This window comes from Mucilaginibacter flavidus, from assembly GCF_024055575.1.
Classification (GTDB): Bacteria; Bacteroidota; Bacteroidia; order Sphingobacteriales; family Sphingobacteriaceae; genus Mucilaginibacter; species Mucilaginibacter flavidus.
Genome location: NZ_JAMXOE010000016.1, coordinates 137,847 through 154,613, shown reverse-complemented (window position 1 = coordinate 154,613; position 16,767 = coordinate 137,847). Strand labels below are relative to the sequence as shown.

Sequence of the window (16,767 nt, the reverse complement as noted above, 5' to 3'; positions counted from 1 at the left end):
GCTTCTACAGCACAAGCTGCCCGTTCGAAGGGTGGTCAGTTTGGCCCGGAATACCCTGGTCAATTTGCCCGGAATGGGGTGGTCAATTTGCAGCGGAATCGGGTGTCAACCTATCCCAGAATCAGGTGGTCAATATCAGCGGAATATCCAGTGTACGACCAAGTTCAAAACAGGGAATTAGTAATTTAAGTTTAACCAAGCAATAAAGTGGTAATACTCGCTTTGCGCAAAGGAAAGAACGATAATTGACATAAGCCCCCCATTCTCGGGATGTAGCGTAGCCAGGTATCGCGCCAGCATGGGGTGCTGGAGGTCGGAAGTTCGAATCTTCTCATACCGACTTGATTATCAAAGCCTTATGAATTTAATTCATAAGGCTTTTTTCTTATGTACAACATGGGTGCAACACTTTGACTAAGTTTTAACGTGTTTTCATCAGTTAAAAAACAATACAGATAAGTTTCCTTTAGTTATTTTGAATACAAAAACTCAAAGTTTAAACCTAATTTCGATTGTACCTTTTACTAAAAAGGAATTTCTATCGTCTACTTTATTCGATTTGAGATAATCTAATATTAGATTTCGTTTCGTTTCCAAATTTTCAATTTCCGTTTCGACCTCCCGCGTGTCTCCTCCGTATATTTTACATCTTAATAGCTCCCTGTTAAAAAATAATAATTGTTCATTAAAGCAACTAAGGATCAAAGGCATGGCGACGTCTACCTTATATCTCCCTTCTAAAAGGTTAAATGATTGATTACTTGTCATAAATTATCGTTATTTCAGTTTATGATTTTATGAAGTGTTTTTACCCTATCTTTTCGAATAGTAGTCGTTTTCCTTTAGCGGAGTTTGCAATTTTTCCCCTATCAAATACCAAATTCCCGTTTACAAAAGTCTGCATGATAGTGCTGGTAAAACGTTCACCGCTTAACGGCGACCAGCCACATTTATAAAATAAGTTGTTGGGGGTAACCTGCCATGGCCGGTAAAGGTCAATCAGTACCAAATCGGCATGATAACCCTCACGTATATAGCCCCGCTCCCTGATCCGATAAATGTCGGCAACGTTATGGCTCATTTTTTCAGCTATCTTTTCAAGCGTCAACAATCCTTTGTGATAAAGTTCCATCATCAGATATAAAGTATGTTGTACCATTGGGCCGCCCGGCAGCGCTTTTTTATAACTGCCTGTTTTTTCTTTTGCGGCATGGGGGGCATGATCGGAAGCAACAGAATCAATGCGGCTCTCCAACAAAGCTGTCAATAAGCCATTTTTATCGTTCTCGTTCTTAATCGCGGGATTCCATTTGATCTTGTTTCCCAGGTGATCATAATCCTTATCCGAAAACCAAAGATGATGTCCGCAAACTTCACCAGTAATCCTTTTTTCGCGAGGCGGATGCAAAGCGTCAAACAACTCTGCCTCTGCTTGGGTGGATATGTGCAGGATATGTAGTCTGTTTTGATGCCGTTTTGCCAAGTTGATTAAATTTTGAGTAGCCGATAGGCACGCCTCTTCACTTCTAATTAATGGATGCAAATTGACGGGGATATCCTCTCCATATTGCTCATAGTATTTCAAATAATTTGCTCGGATGATCCCGTCATTCTCCGAGTGTAATGCAACCAGTGTTTGAGTTCTGTTAAACAGGTGCTCCAAAAATTCAGGATGACTGGCAAGTATGCCCTCCTGATCGTTGAAATACAACCCATCATCGGTAATCCCGCAAACTGTTTCCGGATCAGTTTTCAAAGCTTCTTCGAGATTGGTCTTATTAACCCCCATAAAAAAAGAATAGTTAGCCAATGATTTTTGTTGAGCAAGACTATATTTCTCCTCCAATAGGTTTTGCGTAAGCGTATTTGGATAAGTGTTTGGCATATCCATAAAGGATGTGACCCCACCTGCAACAGCAGCTTTAGATTCAGAGCTTAGATCACCTTTATGCGTCAGGCCCGGTTCACGAAAATGCACATGACTATCAATTACGCCGGGAAAAAGACATTTTCCTTCCGCGTTAATCTCCATATATTTTTGAGGTTGAGGCAAGCTAATGAAAGGGGCAATTTTTTCGATGCGGTCACAAACCATCAACAGGTCTGCTATTTGCATACAGCCTTCATTTACGATATGTGCATTTCTGATAATCGTTTTCATGTTCGACGTGTTGATGCCCTTTGCATACGGTCGTTAATTGTTTTGCCAAGTCCCATATCAGGAAACTTCTCCATAATGATCAAATCCAACTCCTGTTTGTCAAGTCGGTGTAACGCTGCGTAAAATTTAAAAGAGGCTTCTTCCAAATCAGCTTTGACCGATAATATTTCGCAGTCGTATCGCTGTTCATTCGCTAAACTTACTTTGCTGAACACCAGTATCCCAATTTTTTTGCCCGAATGCAGGCTTACTGTCTTTTCAAGATCATCTGTCAACAACGCCGACGCTTTGGGTGCGTAATGGCTTAACAACATGCCAGGTGCCTCAGGTGCAGAGCCGGAATGTGAACGGTTCACTTCTACATTACCTAAAATTTCCTCAATTTCCTCAATAGTAATTGCACCCAGCCGATAAATAACCGGTTGCTCTTTTTTAAAACCGATTATCGTAGATTCCACTCCTTTTTCGCAAAGCCCCCCATCTAAGACTTTTAAATCGTTTCCTTTAAAATAAGATGCTACATGAGCCGCTGTTGTTGGACTAATGGTGCCAAATGGGTTGGCGCTCGGTGCTGCAAGCGGAAAGTCCAACCCGGCTAGCAGGGATAAGGCAAGCGGATGATTCGGTACACGTATTGCTACCGTATCTTTTCCTCCGGTCACAATATCCGGCACTGAAGGTAGCTTTTTAAGTACCAGTGTTAAAGGCCCCGGCCAAAATGCTTCGGCAAGCTGGAAGGCTTTTTCGGGTATCTCAGTGGCAATTTTATTTAAAGAGTTAATCGAGGGGATATGCACGATCAGCGGATTATAGAACGGCCTTTGCTTGATGCTGAATATCTGTTTAACCGCCTTTGCGCTGTAGATATTTCCAGCCAAGCCATAAACGGTTTCGGTTGGTATGCCGACTACGGCCTCGTCTTTTAATAATGAAGCCACTTCATTGATTTGGGTAATGATTGCTGCCATATTTTAGGGATTGCAATTGTCACAATACATCGGATCTTCTGCTTTAATTCCATAGGGGTAAAAAAACTCATTGGTAAAGGCGCAATGTGTACAGGTATAAATATGGCTCAATGTTGAACGTGTAGGTAATCCGCACAGCTTACAGGGTAATCCATTTTTGGCGTCAGTCACTCCAAAGCCTGGCATGATACACCCCGGGCATAAGGCATTGATCTTGTCGACCAATTTGTGTGTGACCTGTCGTATCACCTCCATACGGGTTGGATTATACATGGCCCGCATATCCGTTTCCGCGAAAGCACATCCACGATTTATCATCAACTGCCTAAACTCTTGAAAAAGCAGATCGGGATCTGTTATCCCTTTGACCATATACGCCGTGCTGTTTTGTTTATCCCGCAGGCAGCCCATGCGAAGGAAAATTAACCCTGTCTGCAAAATCCATCAGTTCCTGCTCATTGCCAATTTGCTTTCCATTAAAATTTGTCTTAAAATTTATTTCTGTACTGTAAATTTCCAGCTTATGCGTTTTGTCCATAAAAAGTATCAGTTCTTCATCAGCATAGCCAAAAAACAGCGTCGGATGCGGACCGAATGAACCCTCGCTGGCAACAGCAAGATCGCAGCCGGTTTGCTCCATAGCCATCAGGCATTTGCGCTTTGCAGTGTTTAAAGGGCCTTCAAGCCTTTCAACCTCGCCTGAAAAAGTACCCAACTGGTCGGTATCCAGGTCAAAAGGGACGAAACAGCTTACCCCTAAAGCTTGTTCCAGCAAAGGCGCTATAACGCATTCCTTTTGGTGGCGCGTGGCTATAGCTAATTTTCGTCCCTTAAACATATCCTTTCAATCAGCTCAATTAATTTCGATAGTGGAATTAATGGAAACCATGCCCGCTTTGGTACCGATTGCTGATTTGATAGTAGCAAACTCATTTTGCAGTGCTTTGATCCTGCATTCGCGCATTTTAATATCTTCCTCGTTGCAGGATTTAGTGATCTTGCTTCCCTGGAATTTGATTTTCTCAGTGATCATTTTGCTCACCAGTTCTAAAGCTTCTGCGGGTGCGTAGCTTCCCTGAATTAACGTTATGTTCATGACTGTTATTGATATTTATTGTCCCTGACCTAATGAATATGCGGCTTTGCCGTTGAATTTGTAAAGGTTTTCTGTTTTGATCACATCAATGTGCTTTCTTAAGGCTTTCTCCTGAAGAGTTATCAGCTCCTGTTTGGAAGGCAAGTGTCCGGTATGGGAGTAAAAACGGCAGCGCCAATGATCAGTACAAAAAGTTTCCTTAAATCCTTCCGGCCAAACTTTAATACCTCGGTTGGTGATCATAGCCAGCTTTAGGTTTTCTGTTTTTACGTCAGCGAACTCTTTTGCCAATTCATCAGGATCGCTTCCGCTCCAGTGAACAAAAAGATCTGCCCCCTGCAGTTCTTTATGTGCAGCTTCTTTCCGTTTGTATTTTGGTAGTACTAAAGGCCGGTGATTATCATACTCCGCGGCTTTAAGTGTGGTGGGCGTTTGACCTAATCGTTCGATAACTGCATCAGCAAAGCTGCTGGTACTTACTTTTTGTTTACTCGTTCCTTCTTTAAAAATATCATAAGTATGGATACCTTCTTCCAGCGTTTTGAGCCATGCGTTCTGTACTTTCTCTGCAATGGCGTTTTGACCAATGTGGTTTAGCATTTGTATAGCACCCTGTAATAGGCCTGACGGGTTTGCCACGTTCTGCCCTGCCCGTCTTGGTGCGGAACCATGTATGGCTTCGAACATTGCATACGTTTCACCGATGTTAGCTGACCCGGCGAGGCCCACAGAACCGGCTATTTGAGCGGCAACATCTGAAAGCACGTCACCATATAGGTTAAGGGTAACTATCACATCAAATATTTCAGGGGTATCGGCCATTTTAGCGGCACCAATGTCAATGATCCAGTGTTCTTTTTCTATTTCGGGATATTCTGCCCCTATTTCATCAAAAACCTCATGAAATAAACCGTCGGTTTGCTTCATGATATTGTCTTTAGTAAAACAAGTTACCTTTTTGCGGCTATAGCTTTTCGCATATTCAAAAGCATAACGGATGATCTTTTCGCACCCGGGCCGACTTACCAGTTTAAGGCATTGAACAACTTCGTCGGTTTGCTGGTGTTCTATGCCTGCATACAAGTCTTCTTCATTCTCTCGGATGATAACAAGGTCAAGTTTTGGGTGTTTGGTTTCCACGAAGGGATATAAACTGGTGCAAGGACGCACATTAGCATACAGACCCAGCATCTTACGGGTCGTGACGTTGAGGCTCTTATAGCCGCCGCCTTGTGGGGTGGTGATCGGCGCTTTCAAAAACACCTTATTATTCCTGATGCTGTCCCAGGATTCTTTGGCGATCCCTGAAGTGTTGCCGGCGAGGTATACCTTTTCACCAACTTCAATTTCATCAATTTCAATTTGAGCGCCCGCCGCTAAAATAATCTTTAACGTGGCATCCATAATTTCCGGGCCTATACCATCGCCCTTAGCTACTGTGATCTTTGTCATTTAATTTTTTGTTTTTTGATGATGCAAACCTAAATCCGATAACTGATAAATTTTTATTTATACTTTTTATATTATACATAAGATTTTTTTATGTAAAACCTGCTTTTGAAAAGCTTATTTGAAATGCTGGATAATTTCCATATAAACCGGCATCCCTATAGTAATATTGAAAGGAAATGTGAGCGCCAGTGCCATGGGCAGGAACAGCCCGGGATTAGCTTTCGGAACGGCGATTTTCATGGCAGCAGGAACCGCGATATAGGACGCACTTGCTGCAAGGACAGACAACATAAACCTGTTCCCCACATCGTTGGTTACCCAACCGCTGATAATAGCTATCAGGCAGCCATTCAGCAATGGGGCAACAACTGCAAATAGCGCTGTGAACCAACCGGCTTTAAAAAGATCATTTAACTTTCTGCCGGAAATAATCCCCATATCCAGTAAAAATATAGCTAAAAAGCCTTTATAGATGTCTGTGGTAAATGGCTTAATATCGAGTGCTTGCTTTTCAGTAGCTAAATATCCTATTACTAAACTTCCAAGTATTAACAACACGCTACCGTTTGTAAACGAATGAAAGATGACCTGCCTCATATTGGTAGCATGCTGTTCTTTTTGCTTACCAAAGAAACGGATCAATAAAACACCAACCACAATAGCTGGGGCTTCCATCATGGCCATAATAGCTACCATGTGCCCTCCATATGGAATATGCTGATTTTCTAAAAATACCCCGGCAGTTACAAAGGTAACCGCACTCACCGAGCCATAGGCAGCAGCGATAGCTCCGGAATCCTCCACATTCAACCTTTTTCGTAATATAAAAAAGCTATACAGAGGTATCATCACTGCCGTGGAAACGCCAAGTAATATCGAATACAACACCTCCTGAGAGACATGGCTATTTTCCAGTTCCTGCCCACCTTTGAAACCAATGGAGAATAAGAGGTATAACGAAATGAATTTGGAAGCATCTGGCGGGATCTCCAGATCGCTTTTTATCCTTACCGCCAGGATGCCTAATACAAAAAATAACAGGGCCGGGTTGGTCAGATTGTCTAAAAGTAGTTTTATAGTCATAGATTAACAGTTAGGGCGATTGATTGCGCAAACCTATTTCAACTTAATTATAAATTTTTATTTATAGTTTTTATATTTACCATAAACTATTCTTATGAATTATACCCTTCATCAGTTACAGGTCTTTACTAGGGTGGTACAAACCAAGAGTATCACCAAAGCCGCTCAAGAATTGTTTTTAACGCAACCCGCGGTATCGATCCAGCTTAAAAACTTCCAGGACCAGTTTGAAATTCCATTAACAGAAGTATTGGGAAGACAATTGTATGTGACACAATTCGGTAACGAGATCGCGCAAATCGCAGAAGAGATACTGCAACAGGTGGAAATGATCAATTACAAAACAGAAGCTTATAAAGGTATTTTATCCGGAAGGCTAAAAATAGCTGTTGTTTCTACGGGAAAGTACGTGATGCCTTATTTTCTATCAGGCTTTTTAAAAAAGTACCCTGAGATCGATCTGACGATGGAAGTGACCAATAAATCAAGCGTGCTGAGAAGTATGGAAGACAACGAGGTTGATTTCGGTTTGGTATCAGTCTTGCCGGAGAAACTAAATGTTGAGGAGGAAATTCTGTTGGAAAATAAACTCTACCTGGTTGGGAACCACGAGCATGTTGCAGCACAAAAAGAATACAAAAAGGATGTTTTCAGTAAGCTGCCGATGATCTACCGTGAACAAGGTTCTGCTACCCGCACCATTATGGAGGGTTTCTTTGAACGGAGTAAAATAATCGTCAGCAAAAAAATCGAACTAACCTCAAATGAGGCGGTAAAACAAGCGGTAATTGCCGGGCTGGGCTACTCCATCATGCCATTGATCGGGCTTCGTAACGAAATTAAGTCAGGGGAAGTGCAAATACTCACTACGGAGAACTTTCCTATCAGATCGCAATGGCGATTAATCTGGCTGGAAAATAAAAAGCTCTCACCAATTAGCCTGGCCTATTTAGAATATTTGCGAGAAAATAAATACAAGATCATTGAGGATAGCTTTTCCTGGATAAATACTGTACATAGCCAATAATATATAGCTTACTGCGCCTGTCAGAGATATGCATTAATTATCTAAGCCAAAAAAGATAGAACTATCGTCTATTTATATTGAAACTAATTAATAGCCTGATTGGATATTCCGGCAGGCTTGACCAGGCGATTCCGTGGGATGTAGAGCACCCATTTGTGTAATTACTTTGAAAATTTGAAATTTGTAATCAAGGAGTTGATATGGTCAAAGTGTTGCAGAATTAACAGTTTGTCTTTTCGGAACGAAGTGGTCAATGGCTCCGGTGTGTCCAAAGTGGTCATCATCACGCGGCAAAAGGGTACTTTTTCAATAGGTCTGGTGGGGGCATTTTATTGTGGTTTATCCACATTGACAACCGATTCCGCTGCAAATTTATAGAAGCGGTATCGACTGATATAGATGAAAAGAACTACTTCAAGTATTTACCTATTGAAGCAAAGTATCAATTTGGCAAACAGGAGGTGTTGCGTAGAATGGGGCTTAAATCAATTGACTACCTTTGTGTAAAATAGCTAAAAGTGAGATTAACACTGTTAATTGGATCAGTTTTGGCGAGGTTATATTCCTGAAACAATTATATATATATTAATTATTTGATTGTTTAATATTAAAAGGTTTAGTATATTTGCATTGTCATTTCCCAAGGGAAAAGGACCTGGTTGGCCGCATTACCGTAATTGCGGCTTTTTTTATACATTATTTCTATACCAAGCTTCCCTTTCTTCATAGTATCTTCTATTCCTTGCATCATCTACATGGAAACTTGTTACTATCCTATACTCTGGAGTAATTTGTTCCATTATAACTATGAAATCTCCATCCTTATACCAATAGTATTCACGGATTGACCTATCTAATTCTGGATATTCAAAATAAGTGATTTCCTCTTCATTGAAATTTTCAAGAATGCAACTAATCCAATGAATTCTATTTGCACGATGCCTGTCAAAAACTCTAACATTTCTTTGACCTTTCCTTGTCACTAAGTGGACAAAAGTTTCAGGATAAGCTTCAAATCCTTCTATCTCAGAGTTTCGAAGAATAATTCTAACACTTAATCCTTTAAAAGTAAATGGTTGATTTACAAAATCCCTCTCAAATGCAGTATATAATTCATCTAATTGTTTAGGTGTTGGATCAATCCCCAAATTGAAAATTAACTCGTCAAGATCAAACAACTCCATTATTGGCGAATTTTGGGCTGGTGATCGGATATCTTAAATTTAGTTTCCCAAGGTGCTGTACCCTCGTCCAAGCTAAACCCGGATTTCAATTCTAAATAGGAAATAAAATCTTGTTTGGATTCATTTAATGGAAGATCAATTTCATTTTTTAGCCTCGATTTATAGGCGATGGCACCTATAAAAAAATCCGTTAGTTGGAAAAATTCATTTTCATGTGAACGTAAATGTTGGAAATGAGAAAATGGAGATTGCCCTTGGCATTTTTCATTTAGTAGTTCATGAATTTTTTCTAATTTTTCTTTACCCCTTGTGTCTTTGAAATCAATAAATACTCTATAGTTGCCTTCAGTTGGTATAGGGTGCAATAAATAGAAAATGATTCTATAGTAATAATTATCATGTGGCCCCATGTTAAAATCACTATGGTCAAGCCTTTCTTTATATTTAACAAGAACACAATTAAACTCAATTGGCGTATCAAAAAAGTAATCAACCAATTCCTTGTATAAGTCAATTTTCGCTTTTGAAAACTTACTCCACTTTAATTCCTTCTTCATATTATGCTTTTCTTTGATCCTTCTCAAAAGCATTCGTAGCTCATTGGATCTAAGATGTGGGACTTTAACATATCCAAGCGTCATTACTGAAACATCATCATGTTCCAAGTGGCAGCTTTCATCTAAAAAAAGGTCGTATGTCATTAAATATCTAAAAGGCTAAAGATAACTCAGTGAATTGACATTTGCTTAGGAAATATTATTGTGTATGAAGATTCTGATGAACGTGAGATGATCTAAAACTGGATTTGAGGTTCTCTTTAAATAGTAGCTAATTTGGGCATTACCGAAATAGCGGTCCGGCTTTCCGCTATATCTCCTGCGGAGGATGCCGCTCTAATCCGTAATGCGAAATACTTATGCAAGGAATATAAATCAATTTATCTAATTCTATTATCGGATGAAGCCCTGTCCACCAGTAAAATTAGTTTTTTAAAAAGCAAAGGTATAGCGTTTTGCTTTTCAATCCGTCAAGGGTGCATAAACCCCGATAAAGGATCGGAGCCCTTGACAGATTAGCAAAACGCTTTTCATACCAGCATTTAAAAAACTAATTTTTATGGTTATGGAAAGTCTTACAATAAACCCGTTCTCGAAAAATCAAATTATTGATTATCTGAAAACTAATCACTTGGTAAAATATGAAGCCGACATTTTAAAGGAAATGCTTACTGCAATAAAGGAACATGATTTAAGTAAACTTGACTGGTTTAACCTATTTGGTGATGCTATCCGTGTAATAACCATGAATGTACAAGCTTACCGCAAACAACTGGAATTTGGATTTACTGAAATTGCTTTTGATCAATATGGCTGGTTTAACGGGCCGGAGTTCCTTAATAAAGAAAGTTTAATATTTGGTAACCCCTGGCAACACAGTGAACATAGCACGATTTATTTAGGCGCTGGTGCTAATAACATTTGGACTTTTGCCATTGATTATAGTTTTGGAACAGCCGGAGGCGGCTACCATCTTTCCGTTTATGGCAAACAATTTAAAAGCCGTGAGGATGCTTTGACCTGTGGCCTTAATGAATTAAAAGATATGATGACGGATAAAATTGGTAATACGGATACCAGTAATTACAAACAATCTATCATACTGGCTACGTTAAGGGAAATTACCAAAGTTAAAATCAGTATGGTTCAGCTTACACTATTTTAGTGGGCGGATAATTTGATTTCTGTGCATTTCATGTATAGTGCTTCCTATTCACCTTAAAAGTAGCCGTTTCATTCAATTAAAAAAAACACCTATTTAATACCTAATTATTCAGGCAAATTTAGGCACGGTGCTTCGGGGCGTTCCAAAAAATTCCGCCATAAACACACCCCTGCCCTTAACTTATTTAAAAACGGTCGGAAATAATATTCGAATGATTCGCAATTCGAGGGGGTTGAGCATGGAAACGGTCGCACACGAGGCGGAAATTGATTATCGGCAACTTGGTCGTATTGAACGCGGCGAGGGTAATACCACTATAATTTCTTTACTTAAGATTGCAAATGTTTTAAAAGTAAATGTTGGTGATTTTTTTCTGTCCAGCATTCTTTAACATTCCAATCGACAAAAGTCGAATCAGGTGATATTATATTGCTTTCTTTCTTTAATATTCTTGCGAGAATTGCTGCGAAATAGTTGGGTACAACGTGGTATGTATAAGGACAGACAAATCGCTAAGTGGACATTCCGGTGCCTTTGACCACTTCGAACCAGAATAGCAAATAGTTAATTCCATAACACATTGCCCGTCTTAAGTCGTTGACTATGAATTGTAAGTTTTAAGCCCTTCGGAATACCCACCTTTCATCAAACTTTTAGAATAATTATACTTGTTAAAATATTATTATTAATATTATAACAAGTTATTTACATTTAATTGTCCTGAATATTTAAATTCCAATGCCCATGAGTTTAAACCTTTTACCAAAATCGCACAATCATTATTTGGATGGAGGGGGCGAAATGGGTCAGCTAATTCGATCATTTGATTGGACGTCAACTGAAATAGGCGCTGAAAAAAACTGGCCCCAAAGCTTATTTACCGCGCTTAGCATGATTCTTAATTCTGGATTCCCTATGTTTTTATGGTGGGGGCCAAATCTCATTCAATTTTACAATGATGCGTACCGACCCAGTTTAGGCGAAAACGGAAAGCATCCAAGTGCTTTAGGTCAACCTGGTAAGGATTGCTGGCCAGAAATATGGCCCGTAATCAAGCCCTTAATAGATCAGGTAATGATAAGTGGACAAGCAACCTGGAGTGAAGACCAGCTTATTCCTATTTACAGAAATAATCACATTGAGGATGTATACTGGACTTTTAGTTATAGCAGGGTTAATGATGAAGCCGGAAAACCTGTCGGAGTAATAGTAGTATGTTATGAGTCCACAGCTAAAATTCAGGCCTTTAATATTCTAAAAGAAACGAAAAAAGAGTTAGAATTTGCCATAGAAGCTACCGACTTAAGTACATGGAACCTAAATACGCTAACGAACAAGTTTACTTGTAACGCAAGGTTCAAATCGTGGTTTGGATTGCCAGTTGAAGAAAGCACTGACTTGCAGACTGTGCTGGACCTGATAATGGAAAAGGACAGAGATAAGGTTGTTATGGCCATTGAACGTGCATTAGACAATACTTCGGATGGTAATTATAATGTAACCTATTCAATAATTAATCAATTAAACAACGTTAAAAGAATAGTTAAAGCTAAAGGCAAGGCGTTGTTTGGCTCCGACGGAATTGCTTATCGTTTGAGCGGAACTTTACAGGATGTCACGGAAGAATACCAAGTACAACAGCGTAAGGATGAATTTTTAAGTGTCGCAAGTCATGAGTTAAATACGCCTTTAACCTCTCTTAAAGCCTCTTTGCAGATATTGGAGAGACTTATTAATACTGAAAATGTAACGGGCAAAATTCCTGTATTTGTAAATCAGGCAAACAAAAACCTTAACAAACTGCTCACCTTAATGGAGGAGTTGATGAATGTTACTAAAATACAAGAAGGGCAATTAGTATTTAATAAAACTAAATTCGATCTTTTTGACCTTGTTTATGATTCTTGTGAATTCATACGCATGGAAAAAACACATGAATTTACTTTAAATGGTGATAGAGATTGTTTTGTTATTGCTGACTATAGACGAATAGATCAGGTTATCGTAAATTTTTTAAATAACGCAATAAAGTATTCACCAAAATCGAATAAAATCGAAATAAATATTGTTCAAGAATCTAATGCGTGCAAAGTATCAGTTCGTGATTTTGGAATTGGGATAAGCCCTGAAAATATTACAAATTTATTTGACCGATACTATCGGGTTGACTCATCACTTATGCAAGTTTCAGGCCTCGGATTAGGTTTATATATCAGTGCAGAAATAATCAACAAGCATGGCGGGAGGATTGGCGTTGATAGCACGTTTGAACTCGGAAGTACTTTTTGGTTTACTATACCCAATAATAAAGATTGAAAGCAAACGGAAAATCTTCATTTTTGATATTGGATTTTTTTTTTTGACAACCAAAAAGCGGACAAGACCTAGTGACAAGCTATATCAGGGCAAGACACTTGGCGCGGTCCTGAGATTCAAACCAATAGAATATGGCTCGGTATTGCCAAATATATTTGAAAGTGACAGGCCACAAAGTAATTTATGACTTTAGTCCTGGCGTAAACCTGATTGAATACAGGGGTAAATCCATACCTGCCCGATGTTTCAAATGCCAAGCGGGTGATGATGGTAAATCCATGTTCAAATCGGAACATTGTTCCGGGATACGGATAAGTGCGAAAGCAATATAAATACAACTATCTCCTGCATGACATTTCCTTCTCATCGCCAAAAATTGTGTACAAGAGGTTCATGCTTTTTAAAAGTATTATGTTATGGTTTTTGTTTTAAAATGAAACAAATAATAATACCTAAAGGTAATAGTTAAGCAATTAAAATACCTTAATGAATCTATACGAACAACACCCCTATTGGCTGATGAAGGACGGCATAGTTGCCCAATATCCTTCGCTGGATAAAGACCTGTCAATTGATGTAGCCATAATGGGAGCGGGTATCAGCGCAGCCTTAACTGCCTGGCATTTGCGTGATGTCGGTTTAAGCGTGGCTGTGTTCGACAGGCGGCATGTTGGTATGGGCAGCACAGCAGCAAGCACCGCTTTTTTGCAATATGAAATTGATACCCCATTAACCGAACTAATCAATTATGTGGGCGAAATCAACGCGGTTAAAAGTTACCAACTTTGCCGCAAGGCTATTTATGATATTGAGCATTTGTGTAAAACGCTGAAACCTGCTTTTGATTTCCATTTGGTACCGAGCCTGCAATATGCCAGCTTTAATACACATACCGATAAACTAAAACAGGAATATGAGCTACGCAAAAAACATGGCTTTGAAATAGACTGGCTAGAAAAGACCGATATTAAAAAGATTTTCGGGTTTGAAGCACCAGGAGCGGTATTCAGCAAGGATGGCGGCGAGGTGGATGCCTACCTGCTTACCCACGCTTTATTAAACGATTTTTGTAAAAAAGGGAACCAAGTTTTTAATAATACGCCGGTTAAGCACATTGAAAATACCAGGCAGGGTGTAACTCTGCACATGAATGATTATTTAAAGGTGAAGGCTAAAAAACTGGTGATAGCTGCCGGGTATGAGAGTTTAAAATACGTGCCTAAAAAAATAGCAGATATACATTCAACATACGCTTTGGTATCAGAGCCTTTGCCTAATAAATATTTCTGGCATCACAACAGCCTAATATGGGAAACAGCAACGCCTTATATGTATTTTAGGGTGGTGAGCGAAAACTGCATCCTGATAGGTGGCAGGGATGATCCTTATCACCATCCGCATATTAAACCATCCCTCATTGCCAAAAAAACAAAGCTATTGCAGCAAGCCTTTATGAAAAAGATGACGCATATTCCTCTTAAAACCGATTTTAGCTGGGCGGGCGCTTTTGCCACCACTAAGGACGGGCTACCTTATATCGGCACCATTCCCGAAAGGCCAAATACTTATTTTGCTTTAGGATTTGGCGGTAACGGGATTACCTTTAGTGTAATAGCTGCCAAAATATTGCAGGACCTGATATTAGGGAAAAAGGATGAAAATGCTAAACTGTTTGAGTTTAACAGATAGTTACTTTTATGCCCTAGTTACTGCAAATTCCTATTTTATTCCCGGTTCATCTCCTGTTAATGAGTGCTCTTCAATGCCCAAAATATCAACAGCGGCTGAAATAGCAGGCGCGTAAATCTTTTCTTCGGTGTATTGAGACCAAAGGAGCTGCGGTCGTGTGTGTATTGGGCTATATTCCCCGGAAAAACCGCAATGAAAAAAGCTGCTGCAATGTTTCCTGAAACTTTTTCTGTACGCTTCGGACTAAGCACCAATACGCTTCCTAAGGCTATTTCGGCGATGCCGGAATATACTACCGTATCATCTTTTTTCAGGGGGACCCAATTGGGGACCTGCGACTGAAAGTCTTTCCTGGCAAATGTGAGATGGCTGATGCCGGCAAATACAAGGCTGGCTCCAAGGAGCACACGTGCCGCTGTTTTAATATTGTCTTCTTTCATAAGTTCTGTTTAAGGTAATTTTACTTTATTTACAACATAAGGACTGATCCGGTTGTTTACCCAATTGTTGTAATGCGGTTGTTTTTTGATTTGCGACGTTGTAATGTAGATGTGCCCGTCGTTAGAAATGGAAGAAGTATCCGGCCAGATCAACAGCATGCCTTTGATTCAGGTAGTGGCTTCAGGTCGGGCGTTACCTGTACCATATATAAGTATTCGGGTTGCCAAAGTATAAATTACCCTTGCTGTCGAAGATCATGCCGCCGGTATTAGCAATATTCCCGAGATCCTCAACCGCGCCGGCCAGCTGCTGACCTGTAAAAGCGGAATTATTGAGCATCCTGATTTTGATGCGGAAAAGTCTTTTATCTCCTATTCTTTTATAATATAAATAAATTCGGTCAGGACTGTGAGCGATTCCGTCAGACTGGAAATCAACCGGCCGCCCCTGTATCTTCAGTCCATGACCGCCAAGCTTCACTATTCAATAAATACTATTGATAACAACAATATCGCCGGTGATGATTTTATTAAATTATCAATATTTTGCTCTTGCACGGTGTGCTTTTAACGGCTTATCTTACGCTGTCTTTACTCCGAATAAATAACCAACAAGAGCTGTAATGCCCATGGCTATGGTTCCCCAAAAGCAAATCCTGATTATGCCTTTTACCATACCTGAGCCCCCTGCTTTTGCCGCAATTCCGCCTGATAAAGCAAGAAATATAATTGCAAAAGAATATAGCAAAATAACCATAATATTTACCGGAGCAAACAACGAAACCAAAAAAGGTAAAAGTCCACCCGATATAAAAGATGTAGCAGAGGCTAACGCTGCTTGCAATGGCTTCGGCTGAGAGAATTCGTTAATTCCTAATTCGTCTTTGGCATGAGCCTCCAAAGCATTGTGCTTTGAAAGCTGTACAGCTACCTGCATCGACAATTTACTGTCCAGACCCCGTTTTTTATATATTTTGGCAAGTTCTTTTAGTTCGATATCAGGTATCGTTTCAAGCTCCTTCTTTTCCCTTTCTAAGTCTGCGGCCTCGATATCAGACTGTGAACTAACGGAAACATACTCACCTGCTGCCATTGATAGTGCACCAGCAACCAAGCCCGCTAACGCTGCTAGAATAATTGGGCTTCTCGTATGACTGGCGGCAGCAACGCCAATAGCTATACTTGTAGTTGAAAGTATACCATCGTTTGCGCCCAAAACAGCAGCTCGCAGCCACCCGCTTCTAGTTGTATAATGTTTTTCGAGTTCCATTTTTTTTAAGACGTTGGTTTGAGGGTAAGCACTTGTAGTGAGAACAAATATAACCAGATCCCAGGGTGTTGTTGGGCTAATGGGATTCGTCGACGCTAAAAAGATTACAAAAATAGGTCAAGATTGTTTTTAAAGCATAAAGGACATAGGTATTACTACAAACTTTTTTTTAAAGAAGTTAGCAAATTAATTGTTACGTTGAATATTGAGCTCAACGTCCCACGAGAATAATTAGTCCCCAGACTTATTTCGAACCATTTGGCCTAACAACCGAACTTTTTAAGTGAATTAAGACTGACTTAACTATATTTCGATTCAACTGAGGCTACAAGGGATAAAGCAAGTCAAAAATGTCTTGC

General features: G+C 39.8%; 17 protein-coding genes and 1 tRNA gene. 6 read left to right on the top strand and 12 right to left on the bottom strand.

Features of this window, described 5'->3' with window-relative positions; genetic code table 11:
- The first annotated feature begins 265 nt into the window (after positions 1-265).
- Positions 266-341 (top strand) — tRNA-Pro (locus NAF19_RS21215).
- A gap of 467 nt (positions 342-808) precedes the next feature.
- Here the strand turns inward: NAF19_RS21215 and NAF19_RS21210 are convergent.
- The 7 genes from NAF19_RS21210 to NAF19_RS21185 form a co-directional block, all read right to left on the bottom strand.
- A complete protein-coding gene (locus NAF19_RS21210) occupies positions 809-2,161 on the bottom strand; it encodes a dihydroorotase (protein ID WP_252792343.1) in 1,353 nt (450 codons plus the stop codon).
- Positions 2,158-3,129: an L-threonylcarbamoyladenylate synthase gene (locus NAF19_RS21205; protein ID WP_252792342.1), complete on the bottom strand. Its 972-nt coding sequence runs from the start codon at positions 3,127-3,129 to the stop codon at positions 2,158-2,160. The genes NAF19_RS21210 and NAF19_RS21205 overlap by 4 nt, the downstream gene beginning before the upstream one ends.
- A 3-nt stretch (positions 3,130-3,132) precedes the next feature.
- Complete coding sequence (locus tag NAF19_RS30840; RefSeq protein WP_370362905.1) at positions 3,133-3,501, bottom strand: DUF6671 family protein; 369 nt, start codon at positions 3,499-3,501, stop codon at positions 3,133-3,135.
- 19 nt (positions 3,502-3,520) lie between these two features.
- Positions 3,521-3,967: a DUF6671 family protein gene (locus NAF19_RS21200; protein WP_252792341.1), complete on the bottom strand. Its 447-nt coding sequence runs from the start codon at positions 3,965-3,967 to the stop codon at positions 3,521-3,523.
- A 15-nt stretch (positions 3,968-3,982) separates the two neighbouring features.
- On the bottom strand, positions 3,983-4,225 hold the full coding sequence (locus NAF19_RS21195) for a hypothetical protein (RefSeq protein WP_252792340.1): 243 nt from the start codon (positions 4,223-4,225) through the stop codon (positions 3,983-3,985).
- Between the two features lie 15 nt (positions 4,226-4,240).
- On the bottom strand, positions 4,241-5,677 hold the full coding sequence (locus NAF19_RS21190) for an NADP-dependent isocitrate dehydrogenase (protein ID WP_252792339.1): 1,437 nt from the start codon (positions 5,675-5,677) through the stop codon (positions 4,241-4,243).
- A gap of 114 nt (positions 5,678-5,791) precedes the next feature.
- The gene (locus NAF19_RS21185) at positions 5,792-6,760 is read right to left on the bottom strand and encodes a sodium-dependent bicarbonate transport family permease (protein ID WP_252792338.1); all 969 of its coding nucleotides are present in this window, start codon (positions 6,758-6,760) and stop codon (positions 5,792-5,794) included.
- Positions 6,761-6,854: 94 nt separating this feature from the next.
- Here NAF19_RS21185 and NAF19_RS21180 point away from each other — a divergent pair, with 94 nt between their 5' ends.
- Positions 6,855-7,787 carry a LysR family transcriptional regulator gene (locus NAF19_RS21180; protein ID WP_252792337.1) on the top strand — a complete coding sequence of 311 codons (933 nt, stop codon included), beginning with the start codon at positions 6,855-6,857 and terminating at the stop codon, positions 7,785-7,787.
- 689 nt (positions 7,788-8,476) lie between these two features.
- Here NAF19_RS21180 and NAF19_RS21175 read toward each other — a convergent pair.
- Positions 8,477-8,971, bottom strand: a complete 495-nt coding sequence (locus NAF19_RS21175) for a hypothetical protein (protein WP_252792336.1) — start codon at positions 8,969-8,971, stop codon at positions 8,477-8,479.
- Entirely contained in the window at positions 8,971-9,672 is a 702-nt protein-coding gene (locus tag NAF19_RS21170) for a DUF3800 domain-containing protein (RefSeq protein ID WP_252792335.1), read from the bottom strand. Before NAF19_RS21170 ends, NAF19_RS21175 begins: the two co-directional genes overlap by 1 nt.
- 421 nt (positions 9,673-10,093) lie before the next feature.
- Here NAF19_RS21170 and NAF19_RS21165 point away from each other — a divergent pair, with 421 nt between their 5' ends.
- The 4 genes from NAF19_RS21165 to NAF19_RS21155 all read left to right on the top strand — a co-directional run bounded on the left by NAF19_RS21165 (position 10,094) and on the right by NAF19_RS21155 (position 14,698).
- The gene (locus tag NAF19_RS21165) at positions 10,094-10,693 is read left to right on the top strand and encodes a hypothetical protein (RefSeq protein WP_252792334.1); all 600 of its coding nucleotides are present in this window, start codon (positions 10,094-10,096) and stop codon (positions 10,691-10,693) included.
- Between the two features lie 211 nt (positions 10,694-10,904).
- Positions 10,905-11,084, top strand: a complete 180-nt coding sequence (locus NAF19_RS30835) for a helix-turn-helix domain-containing protein (RefSeq protein ID WP_370362904.1) — start codon at positions 10,905-10,907, stop codon at positions 11,082-11,084.
- A gap of 353 nt (positions 11,085-11,437) precedes the next feature.
- Entirely contained in the window at positions 11,438-13,009 is a 1,572-nt protein-coding gene (locus NAF19_RS21160; RefSeq protein ID WP_252792333.1) for a PAS domain-containing sensor histidine kinase, read from the top strand.
- A gap of 486 nt (positions 13,010-13,495) precedes the next feature.
- The gene (locus NAF19_RS21155; RefSeq protein ID WP_252792332.1) at positions 13,496-14,698 is read left to right on the top strand and encodes an NAD(P)/FAD-dependent oxidoreductase; all 1,203 of its coding nucleotides are present in this window, start codon (positions 13,496-13,498) and stop codon (positions 14,696-14,698) included.
- Positions 14,699-14,754: 56 nt separating this feature from the next.
- Here NAF19_RS21155 and NAF19_RS21150 read toward each other — a convergent pair whose 3' ends face one another.
- From NAF19_RS21150 to NAF19_RS21140, 3 genes are all read right to left on the bottom strand, one after another.
- Positions 14,755-15,138 carry a DoxX family protein gene (locus NAF19_RS21150; protein ID WP_252792331.1) on the bottom strand — a complete coding sequence of 128 codons (384 nt, stop codon included), beginning with the start codon at positions 15,136-15,138 and terminating at the stop codon, positions 14,755-14,757.
- Positions 15,139-15,331: 193 nt separating this feature from the next.
- Positions 15,332-15,619 carry an L-dopachrome tautomerase-related protein gene (locus tag NAF19_RS21145; protein WP_252792330.1) on the bottom strand — a complete coding sequence of 96 codons (288 nt, stop codon included), beginning with the start codon at positions 15,617-15,619 and terminating at the stop codon, positions 15,332-15,334.
- Between the two features lie 99 nt (positions 15,620-15,718).
- On the bottom strand, positions 15,719-16,408 hold the full coding sequence (locus NAF19_RS21140) for a VIT1/CCC1 transporter family protein (RefSeq protein ID WP_252792329.1): 690 nt from the start codon (positions 16,406-16,408) through the stop codon (positions 15,719-15,721).
- Positions 16,409-16,767: the final 359 nt, after the last annotated feature.

Excerpts from the sequence above, each read along its gene's own strand:
- NAF19_RS21190 (WP_252792339.1), bottom strand. The coding sequence starts at position 5,677 with ATGACAAAGATCACAGTAGCTAAGGGCGATGGTATAGGCCCGGAAATT.
- NAF19_RS21195 (WP_252792340.1), bottom strand. The coding sequence starts at position 4,225 with ATGAACATAACGTTAATTCAGGGAAGCTACGCACCCGCAGAAGCTTTA.
- NAF19_RS21205 (WP_252792342.1), bottom strand. The coding sequence starts at position 3,129 with ATGGCAGCAATCATTACCCAAATCAATGAAGTGGCTTCATTATTAAAA.
- NAF19_RS21170 (WP_252792335.1), bottom strand. The coding sequence starts at position 9,672 with ATGACATACGACCTTTTTTTAGATGAAAGCTGCCACTTGGAACATGAT.
- NAF19_RS30835 (WP_370362904.1), top strand. The coding sequence starts at position 10,905 with ATGATTCGCAATTCGAGGGGGTTGAGCATGGAAACGGTCGCACACGAG.
- NAF19_RS21150 (WP_252792331.1), bottom strand. The coding sequence starts at position 15,138 with ATGAAAGAAGACAATATTAAAACAGCGGCACGTGTGCTCCTTGGAGCC.
- NAF19_RS21140 (WP_252792329.1), bottom strand. The coding sequence starts at position 16,408 with ATGGAACTCGAAAAACATTATACAACTAGAAGCGGGTGGCTGCGAGCT.
- NAF19_RS21175 (WP_252792336.1), bottom strand. The coding sequence starts at position 8,971 with ATGGAGTTGTTTGATCTTGACGAGTTAATTTTCAATTTGGGGATTGAT.
- NAF19_RS21200 (WP_252792341.1), bottom strand. The coding sequence starts at position 3,967 with ATGTTTAAGGGACGAAAATTAGCTATAGCCACGCGCCACCAAAAGGAA.
- NAF19_RS21185 (WP_252792338.1), bottom strand. The coding sequence starts at position 6,760 with ATGACTATAAAACTACTTTTAGACAATCTGACCAACCCGGCCCTGTTA.
- NAF19_RS21160 (WP_252792333.1), top strand. The coding sequence starts at position 11,438 with ATGAGTTTAAACCTTTTACCAAAATCGCACAATCATTATTTGGATGGA.
- NAF19_RS21155 (WP_252792332.1), top strand. The coding sequence starts at position 13,496 with ATGAATCTATACGAACAACACCCCTATTGGCTGATGAAGGACGGCATA.
- NAF19_RS30840 (WP_370362905.1), bottom strand. The coding sequence starts at position 3,501 with ATGGTCAAAGGGATAACAGATCCCGATCTGCTTTTTCAAGAGTTTAGG.
- NAF19_RS21165 (WP_252792334.1), top strand. The coding sequence starts at position 10,094 with ATGGAAAGTCTTACAATAAACCCGTTCTCGAAAAATCAAATTATTGAT.
- NAF19_RS21180 (WP_252792337.1), top strand. The coding sequence starts at position 6,855 with ATGAATTATACCCTTCATCAGTTACAGGTCTTTACTAGGGTGGTACAA.
- NAF19_RS21210 (WP_252792343.1), bottom strand. The coding sequence starts at position 2,161 with ATGAAAACGATTATCAGAAATGCACATATCGTAAATGAAGGCTGTATG.